The following is a 24,808-nucleotide window of genomic DNA, read 5'->3' as shown; positions in this document are numbered from 1 at the left end:
ACACGATCAGTCCCCTCTCCCCACGGAAGAGGTGAAGTCGCCGCCCTACTTCTTCCCGAACGTCTCGCGCATGCCGGCCTGGATCTTCGCCATGCCGCCGATCCAGCGATCGTAATTGTCGGCCTTCTTGCGCATGTAATCGATCACCTGCGGATGCGGCAGGATCAGGAATGTCTCGCGGTCGATGCCTTCCAGCGCGCATTGCGCGACTTCTTCCGGCGTGAGATTGCCGTCGTGGGACTGCGGCCCCCTCGGCATTCCCCTGATCATGTTGGTTTCCACGCCCTGCGGGCAGAGGATCGAGACACGGATGTTGTGTACCTTGTGCGAGATCGCCAGATTCTCCGCGAACCCGACAGCGGCGTGCTTGGTGGTCGAGTAGGCACTGCTGCCGACCTGCGACAGCAGACCTGCCGCTGAAACGGTGTTGAGGAAGTATCCGCCGCCGCGCGCCCGCATGCGCGGGACCAGATGGCGCGCCGCATAGATGTGCGCCATCACATTGACGGCCCAGCTCTTCGCCCATGGCGCATCCGACGATCCGCCGGCATTTTCCGACATCGGATCGAATTCGCCGATGATACCGGCATTCGAGCAGAACAGCTCAATCGGCCCGAACTGCTTTTCGGTTTCATCGATGACGTGGAGAATGTCGCTCTCCTTCCCGACATCGCAGGCGAACGACGCGCCGCCGATGGCATCGGCCACCGTCTTTGCCCGCGTACCGTCGAGATCGGCGACCACAACCTTGGCCGCGCCCTCGCGATGGAAGGTTTCAGCGAGCGCCTGACCAATGCCATTGGCGCCGCCGGTGACAACGACAACTTTTCCGGAGACTTTCATACAAATATTTTAGAGGGGAAGAGCGGCCAGATCAATCGATCCTGGAGTCTCACCAGACATGCACCCACGGGAATAAGGGCTCAGGCTGCGACCAGAACCATATCAAGGACTGCAGTGTAGTGCAGCGCAGCGGCGAGCAGCACGAAGGAGTGCCAGATCGCATTCTGAAACCGCAACCGCTCCCAGGCATGGAAGATCACGCCCAGCGAGTAGATCAGCCCGCCTGCCGCGATCAGCCACAGCGTTGAGTTCGGCAGCGAAGCCACCAGGCTGTCATAGGCGATGACACCGCTCCAGCCCATTGCAAGGTAGAGCCCGACCGACAGCCGGTCGAACCGGCCGGGCAGAAAGATCTTGAGCGCGATACCGGCCGCTGCGACCGACCACACGCCGATCAGCAGCACGGTCCCCATGAAGCGATCATTCATCTGCGCAAGGAACGGTGTGTAGGTGGCTGCGATCAGGATGTAGATCGCCGAGTGATCGAAGCGCCGCAGCAGCCATTTCGCCGGCGAGACCGGCCACAGATTGTAGGTCGCTGACAGCCCCAGCATGGCGAGCAGTCCGGCGACGTAAACCGACACCGAAACGATCTCCTTGGCCGAGGCATGCAAGGCGGCGAAAACGACAAGGGCTATCGCGGCGATCAGCCCGACAGCGATGCCGAGCACATGAACGATGCCGTCCGCGATCAGCTCGGCGCGGTCGTAGTCCCAGCGCACCACACCCCCGCCCGCGACGCGGGCATGAGAGCTGAGCTGCTTCAATCTGAAGATAGTCATGAGCGCCGGGCCAACTGGTTTATCTCCACGCCGAGCAGAAAGCATAATACCGTCACGGTCAATGAACTGTGAAAAGCGGAGCGATCAAGATTCATAACGGTCTGAAACTTGATTTCTGCCTCATAAATCGCCAGCTTCATAAAACTGTTACAGCTTGTTTCTCACATCGAATCCTCAGTCCGATAAAGTCTTGATCGAATTATGGCACCCAGCTTTTCGGACATCGTCGAGGAGACCCGCCTTTCCCTCCGGTCTCTGATCGATTACGGCGAAAGCCTGTTCAATCCCACCGTGCGGCTTGGCGTCACAGGCCTGTCACGCGCCGGCAAGACCGTCTTCATCACTGCGCTCGTTCATGGCCTCTTGCGCGGCGGCCGCTTCCCGGTGTTCGAGTCACTGGCGACAGGGCGCATCGCCCGCGCCCGGCTCGAGCCGCAGCCCGATGACGCCGTGCCGCGCTTTGCCTATGAAGGGCATGTTCGCACCCTGATCAACGAGCGGCGCTGGCCCCACTCGACGACAGACATCAGCGAACTGCGCCTTGTGATCGAGTACCAGCGGCAGAACGCGGCGGCGCGCACGCTGACACTTGACCTCGTGGACTATCCCGGCGAGTGGCTGCTCGACCTACCGTTGCTGAACAAGAGTTACGAGCAGTGGTCGGCGGAAAGTCTCGCGCTCTCACGGTGCGAACCGCGCGCACGGCTGGCAAAGCCGTGGCATGCGCATCTCGTCACGCTCGAGCCGAAAGAGCGCGAGGACGAACAGGCAACACTGACCGCGGCAAAACTGTTCACCGATTATCTGCGCACCTGCCGCGACGAACGCTTCGCCATGAGCCTGCTGCCGCCCGGCCGCTTCCTGATGCCCGGCAATCTCGCGGGCTCACCCGCGCTGACCTTCGCGCCGCTGGACGTGCCGCAGGATGGCACCGCGCCGGACGGCTCGCTGTGGGCGATGATGCGGCGGCGTTATGAGGCCTACAAGGACGTGGTGGTGCGGCCGTTCTTCCGCGATCACTTCACGCGGCTCGACCGCCAGATCGTGCTGGTCGATGCGCTCGCCGCGTTCAATGCCGGTCCCGAGGCGCTGAAGGATCTCGAAGGCGCGTTGTCCGGCATTCTCGACTGCTTCAATATCGGCCGCAGCACATTCGTCAGCTCGCTGTTCCGGCCGCGCATTGATAAAATTCTGTTCGCCGCCACCAAGGCCGATCATCTCCACCACACCAGTCATGATCGGCTCGAGGCGATCCTGACACGCATGGTTGAGCGCGCTGCGTCGCGCGCCGAGTATGCCGGCGCGTCCGTCGACGTGGTCGCGCTCGCCGCCGTCCGCGCAACAAGAGAAGCCATGGTGCAGCAGGGCCGCGAGAAACTGCCCTCCATCCTCGGCACGCCCGAGGAAGGCGAGATGTCCGGCGACGAAGTCTTCGACGGCGGGACGGAAGTGGCGACCTTCCCCGGCGACCTTCCGGCCAGGCTCGACGACCTGTTCAGCGGCGACGGCACATTCCGTGGCCTGTCCAACACCGCGTCCGACCAGACGGACTTCCGGTTTCTGCGCTTTCGTCCACCCTTGCTGGTCCGCGAGGGTGGTGAAGAGCCCGCCCTGCCCCATATCCGCCTCGACCGTGCGCTTCAGTTTCTGATCGGAGACAAGCTGCAATGAGCGACAAGCCGCATCACCGCAAGCCGGCCGCGTTCAAGCTCGACGATCCCCGCGTCATCCTGATGGATGCCGAGGACGATCCCTCGCGTCCTGCGCGCGGCAAGGTCCGCATCACCCCGGAAGCCGATCCCGCCCAGCTTCCAGTCCCCATCGGCGAACCGGCTGTCCCCGCCCGCAAGGGCTTCGGCTGGGGAGGCGTGTTCTGGACCGCGCTCGCCGGCCTGATCGTGCTCGGCCTCGGACTCGGCATTTCCAATCTGGTCGAGGACCTGTTCAACCGCAGCGCCAGCCTCGGCTACATCGGGCTTGTCTTCGCCGTCCTGGCCGTCGTGGCGCTGGCAATCATCATCGCACGCGAGGCCTTGAGTCTGGCACGGCTGGAAACCATCGAGAAGCTGCATGCACGGGCGAACGCGGTGCTGCTGAGCGACGACCGCAAGGAAAGCGACGCGATCGTTCGCGATCTGCTCAAGATCGCCCATGACAATCCGAGGCTCGCCCGCGCCCGCGCCGCACTGGAAGAGCATGGCCGCGACATCATCGACGGCGCCGACATGGTGCGGCTGGCGGAGCGCGAACTGATGACCCCGCTCGATCAGGAGGCGCGGCGGCTGGTCTCCAGCGCCGCGCAGCGCGTCTCCATCGTCACGGCCGTCAGTCCCGGCGCCGTCATCGACATGCTGTTCGTGTTCGCGGCTGCCCTGCGCCTCGTGCGGCAACTGGCGCTGCTCTACGGCGGACGGCCCGGCACGCTCGGTATGATCCGCCTCATGCGGCATGTGGTGGCCCATCTGGCGCTGACCGGCGGCATGGCCGCCAGCGACAGCCTGATCCAGCAGATGCTCGGCCACGGCATCACCGCGAAGCTGTCGGCCAAGCTCGGCGAGGGCCTGCTCAACGGCCTGCTCACCGCACGGCTCGGCCTCGCCGCCATCGACGTGACGCGGCCGCTGCCGTTTGAGGCGCTGCCGCGTCCGGCGTTGTCTGACCTCGCCAAGGACCTGCTGCGCCGTGCCGGCGGTGACGGCGAAAAGGGCTGAAGCTCATCGGCAATTATTCTGATCGGTCATTTTCAAGTTGTCGTCATGGCCGGGCTTGTCCCGGCCATCCACGTCTGACTGAGCCGCCCCCAAGGCGTGGATGCCCGGGACGAGCCCGGGCATGACGGCCTATTGCAAATCCGGAATTACCCATGAAATCCGAGGCTTTTCAAAGCCAAAAAGTCCCGTGAACCAGTTTCACGGGCGGCGCGACCAATCTGCAAGGGGTGGATATCAGTAACCCGCGCAGATCGCGCACCTCAGGAGTACGACCATGTTTCGCAAACTCGCTCTCGCCGTTGCTGCCACTGCCGCGCTCGGTGCAGCCGCCCTCGCCCCCACCGCCGCTTCCGCTGGCGGCTGGCACGGCCATCATCACTGGGGTCACGGCTGGGGCCACGGCTATGGCTTCGGCTTCAGCCCGGTGATCGTAAGCGGCGGCTATGCCGACGATGATTGCTATCAGACCCGCCGCGTTCGCACCCGCTACGGCATCCGCTATCGCACCGTGAACGTCTGCTACTGATCTCGGGCCTCGCCTGAATCGAAAACCCCGGTCGCATCACGCGGCCGGGGTTTTTCTTTTGGTGCCACTCAGTTCAGCAGCCGCCATCTATAGAAACGCGAGTCCGGCGGCGGCGACAGCTCGGGCGTCCATCCGCTGATCGTCTTGAATGCGAACGGCTCGATCACCACGCCGCGCCATGTCCGATCGGCCTGTCCAACGAGACGCAGCACAGCGGGTGTTTTTGTCTCGATCACATTACCGTCGTTGGGCGCGCTGTCGACATACAGTCCAATGCCGGATGTCATGGCCGCGCTTGCGGAATCCCTGAAGCCGATGAAACGGCTGCGCTCATTGACCTGCACCACCGGAATGCTGTCTTTCAAGTGCCAACGCAACTCCGCGTAAATCCGGTAATCGAGCGTGGCGATCCACGTCGCGCCAACCTTATCAGCGGCGGCTTTCGCCTGTCTGGCGATCTCGCCATAGCCCGCTTCTTTTGCGATCGGATCTTGTTTAGCCGCAACCGCGAAACTGCTGACCGCGTAGTAATAGAAAATCGCGACGTTCAGCACGGCGCCAAGGACGATCGCGGCCCTTGCCCATGATTCAGCGGTGCGGAAAATCCAGCCCGAACGCTGTTCCTTGCCGATCTCGGCGAGATTGATGGCGGCGGCGGCAAAGGCGAACGGCCAGATCAGCATCGGCCAGGTGTCGCCGATCCGCAGCGACAGCGACTTCCATAGAAAATACAGGAATGGCGCCAGCGCACAGGTCGAGATCAGAATGAATGCCGGATTCTGCTGCCGGTATCCACGCCATGCCAGCATCGCCGTTCCTGCGAGCGCGACCGGAAACAGGATCGGCCCGACCAGCGCCAATTGAAGCCCGAGGAAATCGCCGACGGTCCGCGCCGACATGCCATGATCCGCTCCGGCACGGATGAACTGAAACTTGAACGACGCCCAGTCGTGTTGCCAGTTCCAGATCAGCACCGGCGAGAACATCAGCAACGCGATGGCCACTGCGCCCCACAGATAGGGACTGCGCAGCCAGCGCGTCCGCCACGGCGGCACCAACAGAAACGCTGCGATAGCTGGCGCGAAGAACACCGCGGTGTATTTCGACAACAGCGCCAGTCCGCCGAACAATCCGGCAGCAAGCCACCAGCGGCCGTCATTGCTTTGCGCCAGCCGCACCAGCGACCAGACCATCGCCAGCGAAAACGGAATCAGCGCGACGTCGGGCAAAATGCGCGAGGCAAACAGGCCATACTCGGGAGCGGCGAGCGGCATCAGCACGGCGAGGACAACGGCGCGGCGATCCCGCGTCAGCCGCCAGACGATGTCCGCAAGCAACGTCCACGCGATCCACATCGCAAGCAGCCCACCGAACCGCGCACCGAAATTGGTATCTCCGAAAATCGCCGTTCCGAGCCGCACCACCCACGCGATCATCGGCGGATGGTCGAGATAGGACAACACGTTTTCCCTGGAGAGCGTCCAGTAATAGGCCTCGTCCGTGCGCAGATCAGCCGTCGCAGCGTAGACCACCTGCAATGTTACAAGAACAGCAATGGCTGCGACCGCGACAAGCATCGCGCGCGGCGTCAGACGCACCGATTCTGTCGTCGAGGTGGTGGTGATCTTCCCCATGCGGTCAGCTTTTCCGCGACCACGCCGGTGAAGTCAAACCGCCCCTGCCGGCAAAAGGCGCGCGCAACCGCACGGCTGCCCATGGCGCAGAACCAAAGTCTCCGTTAGGATTCACCGCCTCCGGACGATCCGGGCGAGGTATAGTTGTATTTACCGGCTTCGGACCGTTTCAGCATGGCAGAGACCGCCGCATCACCCCTTCGCCGATTCATCCGCGGCATCGGAATTCGACAGGTGCGGCTGGTTACCGGCCTTATCCTGTTTGCCTACCTGATCAGCCATTTCGCCAATCACGCGCTCGGCAACGTCTCGCTCGGCACGATGGATGACGCCCTCTACTATCATGCGATGTTCTGGCAGAGCTGGCCTGTCCTCATCGTGTTTTATGGCGCGGTGCTGACACATCTCGGCCTCGGAATCTGGGCGCTCTATGCACGCCGGCAATTTCGCTGGACCGGCATCGAACTGACACAGCTCGTGTTCGGCCTCAGTATTCCGGTTTTCATCATCAGCCATATAATCGGCGTCCGCCTCGCAGCTCCGCTGTTCGGTCATGCGAAGGACTATCCGCAGGTCTTTTTTGCCTACTGGGTATACCGCCCGGAGATGCAATGGTCGATGTACGCCGTGCTGCTGGTGTCGTGGATCCATGGCTGCATCGGAATTTACTTCTGGGTCCGGACCAAGCCCTACTTCAAAAGAATATCGTCACTGCTGCTCGCGCTCGCGGTCATCCTCCCGACATTGTCCATGCTTGGCCTCTATCAGGCCGGCCGAACGGTCGAGCGCGCGAGCGCCGCTCCTGAATGGCGGGCAGACAATCTGTCGCGCGAAAAAGTCGGAACCGGTGCCGAGCAGGTCACTCTCGAACTGATCAGTTCCACTGTGCTTTATGGATACTTCGGGCTGATCGGGCTCACTCTTGTCGCCCGTGGCATCCGGGCGCTGGTAGAGCGCCGCCGCGGTCTGGTCAGGCTGACCTATGGCAACGGCAAGACGATTCGGATCCCGGTCGGCTTGAGCGTTCTGGAGGCAAGCACCCGCTTCAACATCCCTCATTCGAGTGTCTGCGGCGGGCGGGCGCGCTGCTCGACCTGCCGCATCCGCGTCATCGGCGATTGCAGCGTGTTGCCCGAACCATCGAACCGCGAAACCTTCGTGCTGGATCGCGTCGGCGCCGGCGGCGATCCTGCCATTCGCCTCGCCTGTCAGCTACGTCCCCGAACCGATGTCGCGTTCTTCCAGATATTTCCCGCACATACGACAGCGTCGTCGGCAGCGACCATCAAGCCTGCCCAGCCCGGCCGGGAGCGCTACGTCGTCAGCATGTTCGTGGACATGCGCGGATCGACCAAGCTCGCCGAACAGCTTTTGCCGTTCGACACCGTTTTCATCATCAACCGCTTCCTGACGGCGGTGTCGCAGGCGGTCGTCGAATGCGGCGGACAGCCGAACCAGTTCGTCGGCGACGGTCAACTGGCCCTGTTCGGCCTCTCCACCAATCCGCAAACGGCCTGCCGGCAGGCGATCGAAGCCGCATCGCGGATCGCTGTCCATATCGATGCGCTGAATGAATTTCTCGGCAACGATGTGCCGGAACCGCTGCGCTTCGGGATCGGCATTCATGGCGGCGAGGTCATCATCGGCGACATCGGATCGGAGGAACATACCGTCTTCACCGCGCTCGGCGATCCGGTGAACGTCGCCGCGCGCCTGCAGGACATGACCAAGGCCCTGTCCTGCGAGGTCGTGCTGTCCGAGGACGTGCTGAAAACGGCGAACCTCCCCGCGACCAATTTGCCGCAGGTCGAGGTCCCCATTCGCGGCCGGGTCGAGCCCTTGATCGTTTACACGGTCAAAAAAGCCGGAATGCTGTCCGATCTGGTTGCTGATTTCGCAGTTGCAGCAGCGTAAAATCGTCAGATTCGAGCAAAGTTTGAGCGAAAGCGGCCGTGACGAATGCCCTTTTCGCTATCAAGGCTCGCACTTACCGCGTATCGTGCGCGCCGTTGGACACGCCCATCCGCGGGGTTCGACGCTTACTATGGGTCTTACCCTCTGGAGACTACGGAATGGCTAAAGGTACTGTGAAGTGGTTCAACCCGACGAAGGGCTACGGGTTCATTCAGCCCAGCAACGGCGGCAAGGACGTGTTCGTTCATATCTCGGCGGTTGAGAAGGCAGGTCTTTCGACCCTCAACGAGGGACAGTCGGTCGAGTACGAAGAAGTCGCAAACCGCGGCAAGACCTCCGCGGAAAATCTCAAGGTTTGATAGGAAGGTCCGATTCAGAAGACCTGGATCGGACCTTTGATTGCCATCTGCGGCGCGTGATCAGCCCTTCCATTAACCCCAAGGGCCACGCGGTCTTCCACCTGCACTGGCCGGCGCGGTTGCGAAATTCCCGCGCGGCCCGAGTTCGCCAGCAAGGCGCTGCAACTCATGGACACGGTTCTCGGTCGATGGATGGGTCGAGAACAGATTGTCCATGCCCTGACCCGACAATGGATTGATGATGAACATGTGCGCGGTCGCGGGACCGCGCTCCGCATCCATGTTCGGGATCTGATGGGCGGCGTTGTCGATCTTGAGCAGCGCTGAGGCCAGCGACATCGGCTGCCCGCAAATCCGCGCACCCATATTGTCGGCTGAATATTCGCGCGTCCGGCTGATCGCCATCTGCACGATGGTCGCGGACAACGGCGCCAGGATCATCATCGCCAGTGAACCGACAATACCCGGGCCATTGTCACGGTTGCCGCCGAAGAACATTCCGAACTGCGCGATCATCGAAATCGCACCCGCGATGGTCGCGGTGATCGTCATGATCAGCGTGTCGTGGTTCTTGATATGCGCCAGTTCGTGCGCGATCACGCCCGCGAGTTCTTCACGGTTCAGCATTTGCAGCAAGCCGGTCGTCACGGCCACCGCGGCATGATGGGGATCGCGCCCCGTCGCGAATGCGTTAGGCTGCGGATTGTCCATCAGATAAACCTTGGGCATCGGCAATTGCGCGCGGCCCGCAAGCTCGGCTACCAGCCGCACGAGTTCCGTCGCACTGCGCTCATCGACCTCCTGGGCGCCGTGCATCGACAGCTCCATGCGATCCGAGTTCCAGTAGGCAAACATGTTGGTGACTGCGGCGATAACCAGCGCAACCACGGCGCCGCCCGCTCCGCCGATCAGATAGCCGACCCCCATGAACAGAGCCGTCAACCCGGCAAGCAAAACCGCAGTTTTGAAGTAACTCATTCCTCCTCCTCCTGACCGGCGTTTTGCGGGGGATATTTTCTCCACCGTCATAAATGGTGAGAACAACAGCCCTCCTTCAAGATGTATCCCTGCGGCAGCGCGTCACGCGCCTTTCCCCTGAAATCCGAATGCCATGTTCCAGCCGCAACCGTCACCCGGCGAAAGCGGGGAGCTCAGGGCGACATTCGCTTTGATTGAATGATAATCATCATATAAACGGAAATCAAAGAGGGTACACAGATGACCGTTCAAAATGCCGACGCTGGAGACGAACTGACCTCCGCTCGCGCGCCGACATCGATTTCCGCTGATATCATTGCGCTGGCCGCACTTGCCGCGGCCGGTTCTTTCGCAACCAGCATCCTGCTGCCGTCCTTGCCGGCGATCGCAAAGACGCTCAACGTGTCAACGGCCGCCGTAACCTCGGCCATCAGCATCTATCTCGCGGTTTTCGCAATTGGGCAGTTGATCGTCGGACCGTTGTCCGACCGTTATGGCCGGTGGAAGCCGGTAATGTTCGGCCTCAGCATCTTCGTGGCTGGAAGTATCTGGTGCCAGTTCGCCACTGACCTGCCAATGCTGCTGATCGGACGCACGATTCAGGCACTCGGCGCCTGCTGTGCATCGGTCCTCTCGCGCGCCATCGCCCGCGACCTGCTGAGCGGCGAAGCGCTGACGCGAGCACTGGCCTTCATCATGGTTGCCATGTCGGCGGCTCCCGGCTTCTCGCCGCTGATCGGCGGCCTTCTGGACACGACCTTCGGGTGGCGCTCGGAATTTTTTGCTGTCGCCGTATTTGGGGCGATCGTCGCGCTCGCCTATTACCGTTATGTCGGAGAAACGCATCGAGCCGACGCAAACGTGTCGATACACTTGCCAGCAATCCTGCGCGGGTACTGGGATCTGCTCACCGATCTCCGGTTCATTGCGCCGGCAGGAGCCATCGGGCTGTTCATGGGAGCCCTCTTCGCGATGTTTTCAGGAACGCCGCGTGTCCTGATCGACGGGCTCGGCTTCTCCCCGGTCCAGCTCGGCCTGTTCTCCGCAGGCACCGTGTTCGTTGTCTTTGGATCCGGGATGGCGGCACCGCGGCTGGCGAAGAAGATCGGTCATGCTCGTGCCACCGTGGTCGGGCTTGCCATCGCAGCTGTCGGCAGCGCCTTGCTGCTGCTGCTGGCGCATTGGGTCACCCCGACAATCTGGAGCTATCTCATCCCGGTGACCATCTTCCTTGGCGGTTTCGGCATGGTCGCTCCGCTGGGAACGGCCACGGCACTGCAGCCGTTCGGCGACCGAGCCGGCCTTGCCTCGGCGCTGCTGGGGTTTCTGCAAATGGCCGGTGCCGCGGCCGGCGTGGTGCTGACCGCATCGATTGCCAGCCCGACGCTTGCCATCGGCATCGTACAGACGGCGCTAACCATGCTTGGATTGATTTTGTATCTCGCCGGGGAACGCAGGGCATGATCCCGAAAAGCGGGAACCGGTTTTCGGACCCAATCATGCTCGGCAATAATAGATAAGCGGCGCGCTTGATGAGCCTCTAGGACGCGCTCAGCAGGATGCGCCCCATCCCTTGGGGAACGGGATCATCGGCCAGGCGCCGGAATCGGCCCCGGATCCGGAGCAGTCGGACGCCTTGTCGCCGGGCTCGAGTACGCCGCCGCAATACGGGCAATTGTTATCGTTCGCAGCCGACGGAACAGCGTCGGACGCGTCGATCACCTCGTGGGCGAAAAAATTAACCACGTGGAGGCGCGGAATCACTCGGTACGCAGGCATGCTCATCCCTCTTCATCAGAGGCTGCATCATGCCAGCGAGATCATGCCGGTCCGTTCAGGGGAACACTCAAATTTTAGCGGTTTGTCGCATTCGTTGCGGGGGTCTGCACCCCGCAAAGGGCGCTCATCGCGAAACAATCAGACCACGGCTGGTGACAACGACCCAGCGGCCGTCCTGACGGCGGATCGCATCGACCCGTCCGATTCCCGGCAACGGATCGCCCGGAATAACGTCGAAAATTCCCTGCCGTCCGATCACCGTCGCGATGCCGTCGGACACTTCGCGAAGAGTCCAGCCTTCGACGACGGGAAGCCGGCCGGGCTGCGCTGCGGCAGGTTTGATCGAGCCAGTGGTCTCCGGAGCGGCGTTCGCAGCCTGTACAGGCGCCGGCGCCTTCAGCTTTTCAACGGCCTCGCTCAGCTTCGCCAGTTTCGCGGCAGGCTCGGCCTGCGCCTTCTCGACGCGGTCGATGCGCTCGGCGATCTTCGCGGATTGCGCAGCGCTGCTGCTCTTGAGCGCGGCGATATCAGCGTTGATCTTTGCAATCGCGCTTTCGACCGAGCGCGCCTGCTCGGCGGCGCTGATGGCTGCGACAGAAGCAGTCTGATCGCTCGTCAAGAAGTGACCGGCGCCCACTGTCGCCAGCGAGCCTCCAATAGCGCCCACCGCGGCGGCGATGGCCACGATGGCGGTCATCGACAGACGGCGGCCGATGGCTTGTGGAGCAGCGGCAGGCTCTTCGTCTTCGGACTTTTCGCTGAAGACAATGTCTTCCCAAGAGCTGTGCGGCGTCAGGCGCTGCAAGGTGATTTCCCTGGAAGGCTGCTTGGCGGCCTGCGCCGGAGCGCCGTCCTCGGGCGCATCCATCTTCGGCTCGTGCCGGACCATATCGCCGGTTTCCGGCACCAGCGATGCTTCGCTGTGATTGCTGGAATCCTTGATCTCGCCGTCGGCAGTGTGGTCGGTCATGAGCGCTAACTCCGAATGGATTTACTATTTGGTAACCACGAATTGGTTGAGAATTCGTTACCGCGCCCAAACCGACAGTCAGTTCATATCGAACTCACATCGGTTAGCGCGCCGATGCGAGTTTTGTATCAACTACAAAATGAACCCGGTATTTATGAAGTTCGACTTGTGCTCGCGCACGATGCTGTCGAGCAGCCGTTTCGAGTCGTCGGTCTGCTTCGCCGCGATCATCGAGCGGATCGAGAACGAACGCAGCGCATCGGTGACCGAGAGCGTGCCTTCCGCCGAATCCTTGCGGCCGGTGAACGGAAACACGTCCGGCCCGCGCTGGCACTGGCAATTGATGTTCACCCGGCAGACCTGATTGACCAAAGGGTCGACCAGCCGCCCGATCGTCTCCGCGTCTTCGCTGAAGATCGAAACCTGCTGGCCGTGTTCGGAGGTGATGACGTAGTCGAGCGCGGTATCGATGTCGTCGAACGCCATCACCGGAACGATCGGCCCGAACTGCTCCTCGCGATACAGCATCATGCCTTCCTTCACCGGATAGACCACGGCGGGATAGAACAGCGTGCCGCTGCTGGCGCCGCCGCCTTCGTTGATGACCCTGGCGCCCTTCTCCACAGCGTCGGCCACCAGCCGCGTCATGTGCTCGACCTTGCCGAACTCCGGCAACGGCGTCAGCGTGACGCCGTTGTCCCACGGCATGCCGGCCTTCAGCCTGGCGAGTTCTTCGGTGAACCGCGCGAGAAATTTCTCAACGATCGAGCGGTGGACGATCAGCATTTTCAGCGCCGTGCAGCGCTGGCCGTTGAAGGACAACGAGCCGAGCAGACATTCCTTGACCGCGAGTTCGACATTCGCATCCGGCAGCACGATGGCTGCGTTCTTGGCATCCAGCCCGAGAATGGCACGCAGCCGGTTGACCTTCGGATGCATCTTCTTGAGATGGTCGGCGACACGGCTCGAGCCGATCAGGGTCAGCACATTGACCTTGCCGGATTCCAGCAGCATCGGCACGACCTCCGAGCCCTTGCCGTAGACCGTGTTGATGACGCCTTTCGGAAATGCGCTGCGGAACGCTTCGAGCAGAGGCTGAAACAGCAACACGCCGAACTTCGGCGGCTTGAACACCATGGTGTTGCCCATGATCAGCGCCGGGATCAGCGTCGCGAAGGTTTCGTTGAGCGGATAGTTATACGGTCCCATACAGAGCACGACGCCGAGCGGCGTGCGGCGGATCTGACCGATGGTGCCGTCCACGATGGTGAAGCGCGAGTTGTCGTTGTCGAGATGTTTCAGCGCCTCGATGGTCGCCTTCATATATTCGACCGTGCGATCGAACTCCTTCTGTGAATCCGGCAGCGTTTTTCCGATCTCCCACATGATGAGATTCACGATCTGCTCGCGGCGAGCCACCATCTGCCTGGTGAAATCCTGCATGCAGGCGATGCGCTGGGCCACTGTCATCGTCGGCCACTCGCCGCGCCCGTTGTCGTAAGCCGCGACCGCCGCATCGAGCGCAACCTTTGCCTCGGGAATGCCACCAATGGGACAGCTGCCAAGTTCGACCTGCTCCAGCGAGCCGTCAGCCTTGCGCACGCAGATGGCCGAACGCACGGTCTCCACCGGCCCCGTCCACGGCTCCAGTTTGCCGTTCACGAGGGTCTCGCGCTGATGAACGGGCGGCGGCACACCGCAATCCTTCAAATGGCTTTCCTCGGGGAACAATTCCTTCAACTGCTGCGACGTGAGCATCAATGTCCTCATCGATTGCGAGTTTTCCGCGGGGCCGCTCCCGGCAAACACGGGCGCGGACAGGGGCGCAGGGACCGGCGTCAAGCCGGCTGCCTGGACGGTCAGTCTAGTGTGCCAGATGAATGAGTCGAAATGATAATGTAGCTGGCTTTTTTATAGGCAACTGCCCGGCTACGCCGTCATTGCGAGGAGCATGGCGACGAAGCAATCCAGCCATTGCTCTGGACTGCCTCGCTCCGCTCACAACGATATTTGCCGCGCGCGGCAATTTGATCGCCGCGCGCAGGAACCGTTTACCGCGTCAGGTCCGATAGATCCGCTTGAACTGCCGTTCAGCGGACGCCATCGCACCCTTGAGGTCTTCGCGGCCGGTGCAGTAGTTCGCGAACATATCGACCACGACGAAATCCGAGATCGCGGCGGCGGCACTCTCGTTCAGGGTACCGATGCCGGCCGGTGTCGTCGCAAGTTTGGCGACGTCGCGATATGGCGTGTTTTTCGGATCGGCCGTCCAGATCGGATTCTTGTCGTAGGCGAGCAGGAAGTGCGACAGGTAGCCCTGCGCCGCCTCGATCCAGGGATTGAACTGCGGCCCTTCCATCAGGAACGCGGTGAACGCCTTGCAGGCCTGCGGATACTTGGTGAACTTGAAGATCAGGATCGGAAAGCCAAGATGCTGTTCCCGGACCTGACCGCTGATCCCGACCGGCAGATGCGCGTGGTCCATATCCTGGGCAATCGCGGGATTTTCCTTCTTGGCCGCGACATAGATGGAGATGCCGTTCGTGGTGAGATGGAGCTGACCGGCAAGGAACGCCTTGTTATTGGAACTGTCGTTCCAGGACACTGTGCCCGGAATGAAATTATCGTAGAGCGATTTGACGTATTGCAGCGCCTTCGCCGTCTCCGGCGAATTGATGGTGACCTTGTTGTTCTTGTCGACCGTGTAGGCGTTGTGCGCCCACAGCGACCAGGCAAGCCACCCGTTGGCGTCACCCGTGGCATGCCCGAGCGCCATGCCGGCCGGCGTCCCGTTCGCCTTCATGCTCTTGATGAGTTCCCGGAATCCGCCGAGGTCCTTCGGGAATTCCTTGAAGCCGGCTTTCTGCATCGCGCCGATGCGGTAGTTCACGAGGCCGCCGCTGGAAGCGACCGGAATGCCGATCCATTTTTTCCCGAGCTTGCCATAGGCTTCGCCCGACGGCGCCCAGCCGCCGTATTTTTTGCCGAGATATTCGGCGACGTCGGTGACGTCGGTGCATTTGTCGGGAAACAGGAAGGGCAGCGAATAAAGTCCCCACACCATGTCGAGACCCTGCCCGGTGTTGGCCGCGACCGAGGCCTTGGGCTGGATGTCGTCGAACGATTCATTGGAGACGTTCATCTTCACGCCGGTCGCCTTCTGGAAGGCATCGACGATTTTCATGAAGGCGACGTCCTCGGCTTCCACGAAGCGTTTCCAGCGGAGCATGTTGATGGTCGCGCCGGGCTCCGGCTTCCAGGGGGCGGCTTGCGCCCAGGCCTTGGCGTAGCCGAGCATCTGGTCGGCTGACATGGTCGCCGCCGCAGCCAGTGCCGCGGCGCTTCCTTTGAGCAGAGATCGTCGATCCGGCGTAAACTCGGTCATAGTCGTCTCCTCCCTGATGTATTGGCCGTTGATCGGCCAACATTTTCAAATCCAGCATTTTCAAATCAATGTCTGCGTGTCGGATGTCCTTCTCGAATGGGCATGGCAAGCCGCGCCCCAGCGCCGCCGATGTAATCATCTGCGCGATGCGCAATCAATGCACGGTGCGCGACAGTGCAAAGCACAATCGGTGTGACATTAGCGGATGATTTTTTGAAACCGCGCGACGGCGCGCAAGCACCCGCAACGGCGTCCAGATCGAGGATCTCAGAGATCGAGAACCACGGCCCCCGAAACGGCATCTGTGATGCCGCGGCCTTCGCCCTGATCCTCGAGCACGGACCGGAAGCTGTCGAGTGTCTTGATCATCGCGGGTCGTGCAGCAACCAGTGCGTCCTGACTGGACCACGCGCCGATGAGGCAGAACGTTTGCTCGCCGGTCTGTATGATGAAGCCACGCTCGAGGCCCGGCCATTTGGCCTTGCCGTTCCGGTGCGCATCAAGGAAGGCGGCCTGTTCGCCGGACTTCACCTTGAACTTGACGACATTGTAGACCTGCATGATGCGCTCCAAAATGCTGAAGAAAGTCGCACTTATTTGGCGTTGAGCACGCAATAATCTGGGTTCGCAGTATTGTTCTGAATGGTAGCAGATTGGCGCTCCCTAGGGGAATCGAACCCCTGTTTCAGCCTTGAGAGGGCCGCGTCCTAACCGCTAGACGAAGGGAGCAAGCGCGGGGAAGGGAATAGCCTTGAAACTGCGCTGCCGCAAGACTGGAAGCTGACGAACGGCGGCGAATAGCGCGGGAAATATGCGGAGCGCCGCGGCAATTTCACCGGCCCCTAAAAGAAAGGACCTTCGCAAGGGGGCCGGAGCGGATCATGGAGCCATCAACCGTTAACGCCACCTCGTGTCACGAGGCTTTATCAAGGCTCATTGGCGAATTTGAGACGCCCGAGAAGCTTCAGCGTCTTCGCATCAAAGGTGCGGATTTCAGTGGCGCCGCCGATCTCGACAGTCACCGCCAGCCGTTCGCCGACGGCGGCGGTCGAGGCGATCCGCGCACCCTTCGGCAGGGTCGCCGTCACATCGGTGATCTGAACGCTTCCATCGGTGCGGAAAAGACGGTAGCCGATAGCGACCAGCAGAGCCCCGACCCCGATCGCCGTGGTCAGGCCGGCAATCAGCATCATCCGGCGCACCCGCGCGATCAGCGCTGCTTGCTCAGGGGTCGGTTCGGGCGCAACAGTTTCAGTCATGCAGCAGTCTTCCAAAAATACGCATCACGAGATCACGGTCGAGGGCGATGAAGGATCGCAGCGGCTGGACCGCGTGCTGGCCGTGCGCAGCCCCGGCCTGTCGCGCTCGCGCCTGAAGGCGTTGATCCTCGCGGGCCAGGTCAGCGTCGGGCAAGCCGGTACCAACTCTCGCCCTGTTCGCGACCCCGCTTATCACGTCAAAGCAGGCGATACGATCACAATCGACGTGCCGCCCGCCGCCCCCGCCGAGCCCGAAGGCGAGGACATCCCGCTCGATATCGTGTTCGAGGACGACGACATCATCGTCATCGACAAGCCCAAGAACCTTGTGGTGCATCCCGCCGCCGGGCACGAAAGCGGCACGCTGGTCAACGCGCTGATTGCCCATTGCGGGCCGAGCCTTTCCGGCATCGGCGGGGTGAAGCGGCCCGGCATCGTCCATCGGCTCGACAAGGACACCACCGGCCTGATGGTGGTCGCCAAGAACGACCGCGCCCATCAATCGCTGTCGGCGCAATTCGCCGACCATGGCCGCACCGGCGAAATGCGCCGCGGCTACATGGCGTTTGTCTGGGGAGCGCCGCCCTGGGCCCGCGGCACCATCGACCAGCCGATCGACCGGCACCCCTATTCGCGGGACAAGATGGCGGTGCGCCAGGGCGGACGCGACGCCATTACCCATTGGGAAACCGTGGAGAGCTTCACCGGCCGGGACGGCAAGCCGGTCGCCTCGCTGCTGGCCTGCCAGCTCGAGACCGGACGCACCCACCAGATCCGCGTCCACCTTGCCCATCTCGGCCACCCGCTGCTCGGCGACGACGTCTATGGCTCCGGTTTCAAGACCAAGGCCCGCCAGCTCGGCCCGCAAAGCCAGGCGGCGCTCACGGCCCTTGGCAGGCAGGCCCTCCATGCTTATTTGCTGGTGCTGGAGCACCCGGTGACCGGAGAAATTCTTCACTGGGAATCGCCACTTCCGGAGGATTTGGTCCTCCTTGAGGCGGCCCTCCGTAGCACAGACTAAAGGTGGTGCGCTAAAAAGCCGCATGGTTACAGACATTTAACCTGTGTCACGGGTTCGTGACCTCGTTTTGTTCTTCCCTCCCCCTCGGGTTTTGGAGTATGTTGCACCTGCGCTGGGATCGTCCCGGCGCGGAACATTGCAGCGCCTCTGGCTTTGACACAGCAGATGGCCTGCCTCGCCCGCCGCTATCGGGGGCGTGAACTCTGGAGGGCGCACCATGGCCCGTGCCGCGACCTTGCCGGTTCTCAACGGAGAATCCGGTCTTGCTCATTATTTGACTGAAATCCGCAAGTTCCCGATGCTGGAACCGCAGGAGGAATACATGCTCGCCAAGCGCTGGCGCGAGCATGATGACCGCGACGCCGCGCATAAACTCGTCACCAGCCATCTGCGGCTCGTGGCCAAGATTGCCATGGGTTATCGCGGCTATGGCCTGCCGATTTCCGAAGTCGTCTCCGAAGGCAACGTCGGCCTGATGCAGGCGGTGAAGCGCTTCGAGCCCGAGAAGGGCTTCCGCCTCGCCACCTACGCGATGTGGTGGATCAAGGCGTCGATCCAGGAATACATCCTGCGTTCGTGGTCGCTCGTGAAAATGGGCACCACCGCGAACCAGAAGAAGCTGTTCTTCAATCTGCGCAAGGCGAAGAGCAAGATCTCCGCGCTTGAAGAGGGCGATATGCGCCCCGATCAGGTGAAGCAGATCGCGACCCGCCTCGGCGTGACGGAACAGGACGTGATCGACATGAACCGCCGCCTCGGCGGCGACGCGTCGCTCAACGCGCCGATCCGTGACGACGGCGAACCCGGCGAATGGCAGGACTGGCTGGTCGATACCTCGCCCAACCAGGAAGCCATCATGGCGGAGAGCGAGGAGTTCGATCATCGCCGCAACGCGCTGACCGGCGCGATGGGCGTACTCAACGACCGCGAGCGCCGCATCTTCGAGGCGCGGCGTCTGGCTGAAGACCCGATGACGCTGGAAGACCTCGCCGCCGAATTCGGCGTGTCGCGCGAGCGCGTGCGGCAGATCGAGGTCCGCGCATTCGAGAAGGTGCAGGCGGCGGTGAAGACCGCCATCGCCAAGCAGGAACACGCCGCGCTGGAAGCGGCGTACTGACGCATGATCCCGAAAAGCGGGAACCGGTTTTCGGACCGGATCATGCGTCGATAAGAGTCTCCTGCGCATCGCAAGTTGCGAAAGCCGGCCTTCGGGCCGGCTTTTTTGTTTTGACCCTCGTCCCGCTTGCGGAGAGAGGGGGAAGAAAAAGCACGCGATAAACTTCGGCCACCCGCATATCGTCATTCCGGGGCGCGCGCCGCTTTGCGCGCGAGCCCGGAATCCAGTCTGGTTCCGGCTGGATTCCGGACTGGCGCTACGCGCCATCCTGAATGACGGCGTGTGGCAATGACTCATGTCAGCTTGTCCTCCTCGTCTTCGCCCGCCGCATCCGCTGCAATTCGTCATAGGCGAAATCAATCGCGGCGCCGTGTCCGAGAAATCCGAGCAGGCGCGGGTTGTCCGTGGCGCGGCACGTGAACTCCGGCCCAGCACAGCGCCGCGTGCGGCGGCACGCGCCGTCGGGACAGTTGCGCCAGGCGCGCAGGAAATCCATTTCCGCGCGCGCAACAATCAGACTGCAATAGTCGTAATCGCGCACCGTGTGCGCGACGCGTGTCTCGCCGCTCTGGCGCGCATTCTCCGCGCCGCTGAAACCGTAGGGGCCTTCGAGCTGGAATCTCGCCGTCATCGGCAACGCTCCCTTGATGCATATGGTGGAATGAGCGTGATGGAATGGATGCGATGGGATGAGTGCGCACGCGCCGTCTGTCGCGCGCATCGCGCACGGCGGCCTCGCCTCACCTCATCCCCTCGAAAACATGAGGGAACGCCGAAAGGCGCACCTTGGTAGAGCCGCGACGCGGAAAATTCCGCACCGCGCATCGCCTTTCGGCGCTCCGCACGTAGACAAGTTTACGCAGTCTACGACTGCTATGGGCGATTTTTGGCGACGGGATCGTTCTTCCGGGACAGGACGGACGCTTTCACGCCCCGATCCGGCGGGCTTTCGCCTGCCTTCATCCTGTCCGCGTCCAGCCACTGAAGGCAGAGCCACGTAGTTGGCCCGGATGATCACCCGAAGCCTCCCGGACGCGCGAGAGACCGTCTCTCCCACGCGCGCAGGCGCCGCATCCCGCCCCGCGCTCTCAAGCGTCCCGGACAACGCCCCTCAAGTGAGGCGGGATGGCGCGAGGATGCGTCAGGGCGGGGAGATTGTCAAGGAATTTATTCCTTGGTCCAGTTTTCTACATTATTGTTACGCACTTTGCGCAACCGCTTGTAACCGCGCTGAATGTTCAAAGTATTCGCTGTAGGATCAAACCTGTAGAGATGACGAGCTAATCCTTCGAGTTCTGCAATTTCCTGATTTGTAACGTTGTCCCAAACCTCAAAAACAGAGAAATGAGACCACTCGCCGGTTTTGCGTTTGGATCGTCTATGAGATCGCAAACGTCCTGCAATTCCAGAGCTAGACATGCCGACATATTTCAAGTCGTAGACATGTCTCCTCCTTTTGCTCTCTTGCTTATTATAGAGCACATAAATGCCGCGCAAACCGCGCGGAAGACCGGCAATCTTATCTTGTTCAAGAAATTCAGCGCAGCGTTTGAAAAAGCGTAAAACATCCCTTCTCATTCAACTCTCCGGATTAAGGAACAGCAACCGTAGCCCGGATGAAGCGAAGCGCAATCCGGGAATGGCGTAACCGATCATAGTTCGCGCTTTGACCAGCCCGACGCAGTTTCCATCAAAATCAACATCGCGATATCGCGAGCGGCGGCCCCGGATTTCGCTTCGCTTCATCCGGACTACAAGGCTCGTCATTCCGGGATACGCCGGAGGCGCAGGCCCGGAATCCATGTTTGCCGGAATCTTGCGCGAGACGATGGATTCCGGGTTCGCGCTTCGCGCGCCCCGGAATGACGGCGATGTTTTCACATCGCCCCGTTCTTACCGGCGACACAAGAGCGAGGTTTTGAACCACCCGGTTACAGATAATCCCGGAAATAATCCGCCATGCTGTCGTCGCCGCCCGTCATGCCGAAGTCGACCGGCTGATCCAGCAGCAGCGCGCTGGCCTGCGTCTTGTAGTCCGGCGAGACATCGTCCACGCCGGGAAGCGGCTGGCGCAGGATATCCAGATAGGATTTGTAGTTGTCGAGCGTGCCGCTGAAGATGCAGTTGCACACGCCGGGATCGGCATAGACATACCGCGGCGTGCCGCCGGCCTTGTGAATCACGAAGCGGTGCGGCGGCAGCGCCTTCAGCGCGCGCTGGCCCGCCGCATCATTGGCGAGCTGAATGCGGAACCCGGCCGAGCGCAGATAGAACGCGTTCTTCTCCAGGAACGGCTTGCTCGGCGTGACATGCTGGGCCACGAGCGGCCACGCCAGCAACACCATCGCCATCGCGGCAAGCGAGGCGAGCGCGCGCCACGCGATCCGGGACATTGTTATCGGAAACATCATTCCTGCCGAAAGCATCGCTTTATCCTCGCAAAAAATAAACAAAGTTACATGGGAGTCATCTGCGCTCGTCAGTTCGCCCTGCCTTCGGGCTTCTGAACCGGCACACCCATCGCCAGCGCATTGTTGAGCGTGTCGCGGAGATTGATCGCGGCTGCGGCGGTCATGCGCAGATGCGCCACGGCCTTCACCCGGCTCGCCACCTTGCCATGCGGCGCGGAGTCGATCAGGCCGGTCGCCAGCATCAGATTGATCAGGCCGCCGTTGTTCCCGAATGTCGGGCACACCTCGAAGAAGATGATCGGCGCGTCGAGCGTGCCTTCGATCGGAACAAAATGCGGATCGGCTTGTGTCGCAGGCGTATCGGCCATCACGTCTCCTTGTGCGTTGCGTGAATTGGTGGCGTGAATTGTGTGGCGGGAACCCGGACGCAGCGCCACTCGTTCACGATTTCGTCGCAGATGTGAAAGCATGCATCGCAGCACGCGAATTGTCGACTCGCTGGCACAAGATGTGGTGCGATTCCCGGGACAACGCATCAAAGTGCGTTGCGGAATCTTCATCACCTTGAAGGAAATGTGACTGGAGCTTTTCCAATTTCACATCGGGGTATGCGGCTTGCACTTCGCCATTCCGACTCACATCTGCCCTATTGCGGAAGCATGGTCCGCCCGCTCACCGAAAGCGCGATCGCACAGACATCACCCGGTGCAATCGCGTTTTGAAATGTCCGAAGAGGAGAAGCGCATGGTCAATCGCCCGCAGGGAACCCTCAGTGAAAAATTCGATCCGGATTACGTCGCCACATTGAGAAGAATTCTCGACATCGCCGTCGAGCAGATCGCGCAGGAGAACCGCACGCCCGCGACCAAGGCGAAGATGGCGCAGACCATCGTGCGCCGCGCCGCCGACGGCGTCACCGACGCCAATGATCTGGTGTCGAGCGCGGTGCGTGCCGGCGAGACCCGCGCGGCGTGAGTCTTCATCCCTCCCCCTTGATCCCTCCCCCTTGCGGGAGGGCCGGCCGGCGAAGCCGGTCGGGGTGGGGGGCTGACATCCGGCCAGCGAGACACGATGAACGCGCAACGCATACAACCGTCATCACCGGGCTTGACCCGGTGATCCATCCCGAGCGGACTTTCGAGAAGACGATGGATTGCCGGGTCAAGCCCGGCAATGACATCTGGGAGAAGCGGCCAGTTCAGCAGCCTGCTGATACAAAAGATACCAGAAAACCTACGATCCCGATGCCGCCGCGCTCTTAGGCACGGCGTGTGGCGTGTCCTTGTCGAGCCGTTTTTCCACATCAAGTCTTGGCGCGCTGGTCGCGAACTGCTCGTCCTGCGGCATCGACGGCAGATGGCCGCTGGTCTTGGCCTGATCGATCACCTGCGCCAGCAGCCTGAGGCCGAGCGGCGCCAGCGCCCGCTCCCACAATTCGCGCGCGGTCTCGTTCTTCTTCACGAACACCCAGTCCTGCGCGGCGACCGCACCGGCGTCGAGCCGGTCCGACAGATGATAGATCGTGCCGCCAGCGATCGCGTCGCGCTCCTTGATGGTCCATTCCACCGCCGCGATGCCGCGATGGCGCGGCAGCAGCGACGGATGATAGCCGATGCCGCCATGCTTCGCGGCTTTCAGCGCGCCCTCGCTGACCATCGCGTGGCTGTGCGCGGTGACAATCAGATCGGTGCCCGGCGCGATTTCCGAAGCCACGATGAGCTTCGGCTTGGCCTGCACCACGACCTCGATCCCGGCGGCGCGCGCCGCCGCGGCGAGGCGGTCATCGCCGTCCGCGACCACGACGCGGATCACCTCGATGCCATGACCGCGCATCATGTTGAGCGTCTCGACGCCGAAATGGCGCGAGCCAGCGAGAGTTATTTTCATGAGCACCGTACCGGTATTTTTCTGAGCATGATCTGATCGGAAAACCGGTTCCCACTTTTCCGGATCATGCTCACTGCCCCCAGGCCGTGAATGCTTCGTTGAATGCGCGCTCGCCCGGCGCGCCCTTCTCGATGGCGATGATGGAACGGCGCTGGTTGGCGTAGACCAGCGGAATATCGAACCATGACCGTTCCTTCAGAAGCTGTAAATTGCGCGCCTTGTCGGCCTCGACATTCGACAGCCCGACCAGGAAGAAGCCGTCGGTGACCTTCACCGCGAGACCGGCCAGCGGGGTGCCGCGCGCCTGCTCGTTGGACTTCATCAGCACACCGGGCACGTTGGCGATGGTGGTGCCGAAATCCGGCGGCAGCACGAACGTCAGTTCCGCGGTGTGGCTCGCGGGCAGCGACGCATCGGTGTTGCGGCGGATCGAGAGCGACATCTTGATCTTGCGCTCGGGAATATCGATGTCGGCGCGCACGCCGATATCCGGCGGCTGACCCGCGGGCACCTTGACCGCTTCGGTGCGCCAGATCACCGAGCCGACATACTGCTTGCCCTGCGGCGCCGAGGGGTCCTCGTCATAGAGCACCACGCGCTGCGCCACCGGCGCGATCTGCGCCGAGCCGGGCTGGCCCACGCGATCGGTGATCTTCGGCCGCGTACCGGACGCATCCTTGGGTGTCGTGTCGACCTGTTGCGCGGGCTTGGTGAGCGACTTGAACAGCGAATAGGCTTTCGGCCCGCCCCAGACCGCGCCGCCGATGGCGATGATCGCGACGCAGACCGCGATGGCGGTCTTCAGCGGAAAGCCACGCTTCTCCGTTTCGGGTTCGTCGCGGGACTGGATACGCGCGCGCGGCCGGCCGTTCGGCTGATAGCGCCCGGCTTCCTCGATGGATTCATCGTAACTGTAGGGTGCGGGACCGCCGCGCTGATCGGGGAAATCCTGCGCCTGGCTGCGCCGTGCCGAGCGGGTGGCGCTGCCGAGGTCGTTGGCATCCGCGACCACGTCGCGCATGCCCGAACCCTGCGGCGGACGGCGGGCGGCGCGCGCATCCTGCGTGAACTCGTCCAGCATGCGGGTGTCGTCACTGCGCTGATCGCGCGCACGGACATCACGCATCGATGCCGGCAAACCTTGCTGAACCGGCGGCTGCGCGCGGCTCAGCGGCGGCGGCTGATCGCCGCGCAGATTGCGCGGCGGGCGCTGGTCCGGCGCTCCATTGGCC

24 protein-coding genes and 1 tRNA gene are annotated in these 24,808 nt (G+C 62.1%); 9 read left to right on the top strand and 16 right to left on the bottom strand.

Features of this window, described 5'->3' with window-relative positions; genetic code table 11:
* Positions 1-45: 45 nt before the first annotated feature.
* The gene (locus AC1Q6J_RS18875) at positions 46-843 is read right to left on the bottom strand and encodes an SDR family oxidoreductase (RefSeq protein WP_492280737.1); all 798 of its coding nucleotides are present in this window, start codon (positions 841-843) and stop codon (positions 46-48) included.
* Between the two features lie 80 nt (positions 844-923).
* Positions 924-1,625 (bottom strand): PAQR family membrane homeostasis protein TrhA, encoded by a 702-nt coding sequence (gene trhA, locus AC1Q6J_RS18870; protein ID WP_492280736.1) that lies wholly within the window; start codon positions 1,623-1,625, stop codon positions 924-926.
* Positions 1,626-1,826: 201 nt separating this feature from the next.
* Between trhA and AC1Q6J_RS18865 the strand changes: the two genes are divergently transcribed.
* The 3 genes from AC1Q6J_RS18865 to AC1Q6J_RS18855 all read left to right on the top strand — a co-directional run bounded on the left by AC1Q6J_RS18865 (position 1,827) and on the right by AC1Q6J_RS18855 (position 4,862).
* Positions 1,827-3,296, top strand: a complete 1,470-nt coding sequence (locus AC1Q6J_RS18865) for a YcjX family GTP-binding protein (protein ID WP_492280735.1) — start codon at positions 1,827-1,829, stop codon at positions 3,294-3,296.
* Complete coding sequence (locus AC1Q6J_RS18860) at positions 3,293-4,336, top strand: YcjF family protein (protein ID WP_492280734.1); 1,044 nt, start codon at positions 3,293-3,295, stop codon at positions 4,334-4,336. Before AC1Q6J_RS18865 ends, AC1Q6J_RS18860 begins: the two co-directional genes overlap by 4 nt.
* A gap of 274 nt (positions 4,337-4,610) precedes the next feature.
* Positions 4,611-4,862 (top strand): hypothetical protein, encoded by a 252-nt coding sequence (locus tag AC1Q6J_RS18855; protein WP_492280733.1) that lies wholly within the window; start codon positions 4,611-4,613, stop codon positions 4,860-4,862.
* Positions 4,863-4,930: 68 nt separating this feature from the next.
* Here the strand turns inward: AC1Q6J_RS18855 and AC1Q6J_RS18850 are convergent, their stop codons facing one another.
* Positions 4,931-6,496: a glycosyltransferase family 39 protein gene (locus tag AC1Q6J_RS18850; RefSeq protein WP_492280732.1), complete on the bottom strand. Its 1,566-nt coding sequence runs from the start codon at positions 6,494-6,496 to the stop codon at positions 4,931-4,933.
* A gap of 174 nt (positions 6,497-6,670) precedes the next feature.
* Here AC1Q6J_RS18850 and AC1Q6J_RS18845 point away from each other — a divergent pair, with 174 nt between their 5' ends.
* Positions 6,671-8,410: an adenylate/guanylate cyclase domain-containing protein gene (locus AC1Q6J_RS18845; protein WP_492280731.1), complete on the top strand. Its 1,740-nt coding sequence runs from the start codon at positions 6,671-6,673 to the stop codon at positions 8,408-8,410.
* A 158-nt stretch (positions 8,411-8,568) separates the two neighbouring features.
* Positions 8,569-8,769, top strand: a complete 201-nt coding sequence (locus AC1Q6J_RS18840) for a cold-shock protein (protein ID WP_006021915.1) — start codon at positions 8,569-8,571, stop codon at positions 8,767-8,769.
* 72 nt (positions 8,770-8,841) lie between these two features.
* Here AC1Q6J_RS18840 and htpX read toward each other — a convergent pair whose 3' ends face one another.
* Positions 8,842-9,747, bottom strand: a complete 906-nt coding sequence (gene htpX / locus AC1Q6J_RS18835) for a zinc metalloprotease HtpX (protein ID WP_492280730.1) — start codon at positions 9,745-9,747, stop codon at positions 8,842-8,844.
* Between the two features lie 240 nt (positions 9,748-9,987).
* Here htpX and AC1Q6J_RS18830 point away from each other — a divergent pair, with 240 nt between their 5' ends.
* Positions 9,988-11,211: a multidrug effflux MFS transporter gene (locus AC1Q6J_RS18830; protein ID WP_492280729.1), complete on the top strand. Its 1,224-nt coding sequence runs from the start codon at positions 9,988-9,990 to the stop codon at positions 11,209-11,211.
* Between the two features lie 439 nt (positions 11,212-11,650).
* Here AC1Q6J_RS18830 and AC1Q6J_RS18825 read toward each other — a convergent pair whose 3' ends face one another.
* From AC1Q6J_RS18825 to AC1Q6J_RS18800, 6 genes are all read right to left on the bottom strand, one after another.
* Positions 11,651-12,496 (bottom strand): hypothetical protein, encoded by an 846-nt coding sequence (locus AC1Q6J_RS18825; RefSeq protein ID WP_492280728.1) that lies wholly within the window; start codon positions 12,494-12,496, stop codon positions 11,651-11,653.
* A gap of 132 nt (positions 12,497-12,628) precedes the next feature.
* Positions 12,629-14,254 (bottom strand): NADP-dependent glyceraldehyde-3-phosphate dehydrogenase, encoded by a 1,626-nt coding sequence (locus AC1Q6J_RS18820; RefSeq protein WP_492280727.1) that lies wholly within the window; start codon positions 14,252-14,254, stop codon positions 12,629-12,631.
* Between the two features lie 301 nt (positions 14,255-14,555).
* Positions 14,556-15,881, bottom strand: a complete 1,326-nt coding sequence (locus AC1Q6J_RS18815) for an ABC transporter substrate-binding protein (protein WP_492280726.1) — start codon at positions 15,879-15,881, stop codon at positions 14,556-14,558.
* 267 nt (positions 15,882-16,148) lie between these two features.
* Complete coding sequence (locus tag AC1Q6J_RS18810) at positions 16,149-16,442, bottom strand: DUF718 domain-containing protein (RefSeq protein WP_492280725.1); 294 nt, start codon at positions 16,440-16,442, stop codon at positions 16,149-16,151.
* A 93-nt stretch (positions 16,443-16,535) separates the two neighbouring features.
* Positions 16,536-16,610 (bottom strand) — tRNA-Glu (locus AC1Q6J_RS18805).
* 197 nt (positions 16,611-16,807) lie between these two features.
* Entirely contained in the window at positions 16,808-17,140 is a 333-nt protein-coding gene (locus AC1Q6J_RS18800) for a hypothetical protein (RefSeq protein WP_492280724.1), read from the bottom strand.
* Here AC1Q6J_RS18800 and AC1Q6J_RS18795 point away from each other — a divergent pair.
* Both AC1Q6J_RS18795 and rpoH read left to right on the top strand, forming a co-directional pair.
* Positions 17,139-18,161 carry an RluA family pseudouridine synthase gene (locus AC1Q6J_RS18795; protein WP_492280723.1) on the top strand — a complete coding sequence of 341 codons (1,023 nt, stop codon included), beginning with the start codon at positions 17,139-17,141 and terminating at the stop codon, positions 18,159-18,161. The genes AC1Q6J_RS18800 and AC1Q6J_RS18795 overlap by 2 nt on opposite strands.
* Positions 18,162-18,378: 217 nt before the next feature.
* Entirely contained in the window at positions 18,379-19,278 is a 900-nt protein-coding gene (gene rpoH, locus AC1Q6J_RS18790; RefSeq protein ID WP_492280722.1) for an RNA polymerase sigma factor RpoH, read from the top strand.
* Between the two features lie 298 nt (positions 19,279-19,576).
* Here the strand turns inward: rpoH and AC1Q6J_RS18785 are convergent, their stop codons facing one another.
* The 4 genes from AC1Q6J_RS18785 to AC1Q6J_RS18770 form a co-directional block, all read right to left on the bottom strand.
* Positions 19,577-19,909, bottom strand: a complete 333-nt coding sequence (locus tag AC1Q6J_RS18785) for a hypothetical protein (RefSeq protein ID WP_492280721.1) — start codon at positions 19,907-19,909, stop codon at positions 19,577-19,579.
* A 536-nt stretch (positions 19,910-20,445) separates the two neighbouring features.
* A complete protein-coding gene (locus AC1Q6J_RS18780) occupies positions 20,446-20,856 on the bottom strand; it encodes a GIY-YIG nuclease family protein (RefSeq protein WP_492280720.1) in 411 nt (136 codons plus the stop codon).
* A 353-nt stretch (positions 20,857-21,209) separates the two neighbouring features.
* Positions 21,210-21,704, bottom strand: coding sequence for a hypothetical protein (locus AC1Q6J_RS18775; protein WP_492280719.1), 495 nt, complete (start codon positions 21,702-21,704; stop codon positions 21,210-21,212).
* Between the two features lie 53 nt (positions 21,705-21,757).
* A complete protein-coding gene (locus tag AC1Q6J_RS18770) occupies positions 21,758-22,057 on the bottom strand; it encodes a hypothetical protein (protein WP_492280718.1) in 300 nt (99 codons plus the stop codon).
* A 376-nt stretch (positions 22,058-22,433) separates the two neighbouring features.
* Between AC1Q6J_RS18770 and AC1Q6J_RS18765 the strand changes: the two genes are divergently transcribed.
* Entirely contained in the window at positions 22,434-22,664 is a 231-nt protein-coding gene (locus AC1Q6J_RS18765; RefSeq protein ID WP_492280717.1) for a hypothetical protein, read from the top strand.
* A gap of 258 nt (positions 22,665-22,922) precedes the next feature.
* Here AC1Q6J_RS18765 and AC1Q6J_RS18760 read toward each other — a convergent pair whose 3' ends face one another.
* Both AC1Q6J_RS18760 and AC1Q6J_RS18755 read right to left on the bottom strand, forming a co-directional pair.
* Positions 22,923-23,576 carry a formyltransferase family protein gene (locus AC1Q6J_RS18760; protein ID WP_492280716.1) on the bottom strand — a complete coding sequence of 218 codons (654 nt, stop codon included), beginning with the start codon at positions 23,574-23,576 and terminating at the stop codon, positions 22,923-22,925.
* Positions 23,577-23,646: 70 nt separating this feature from the next.
* Positions 23,647-24,808: hypothetical protein (locus AC1Q6J_RS18755; RefSeq protein WP_492280715.1), on the bottom strand; the 1,162-nt coding region annotated here is incomplete at its 5' end.

The sequence above is a fragment of the Afipia sp. MLSD5-FHT05B12 genome (assembly GCF_058793355.1).
This window is presented reverse-complemented; position numbering and strand designations above follow the sequence as displayed.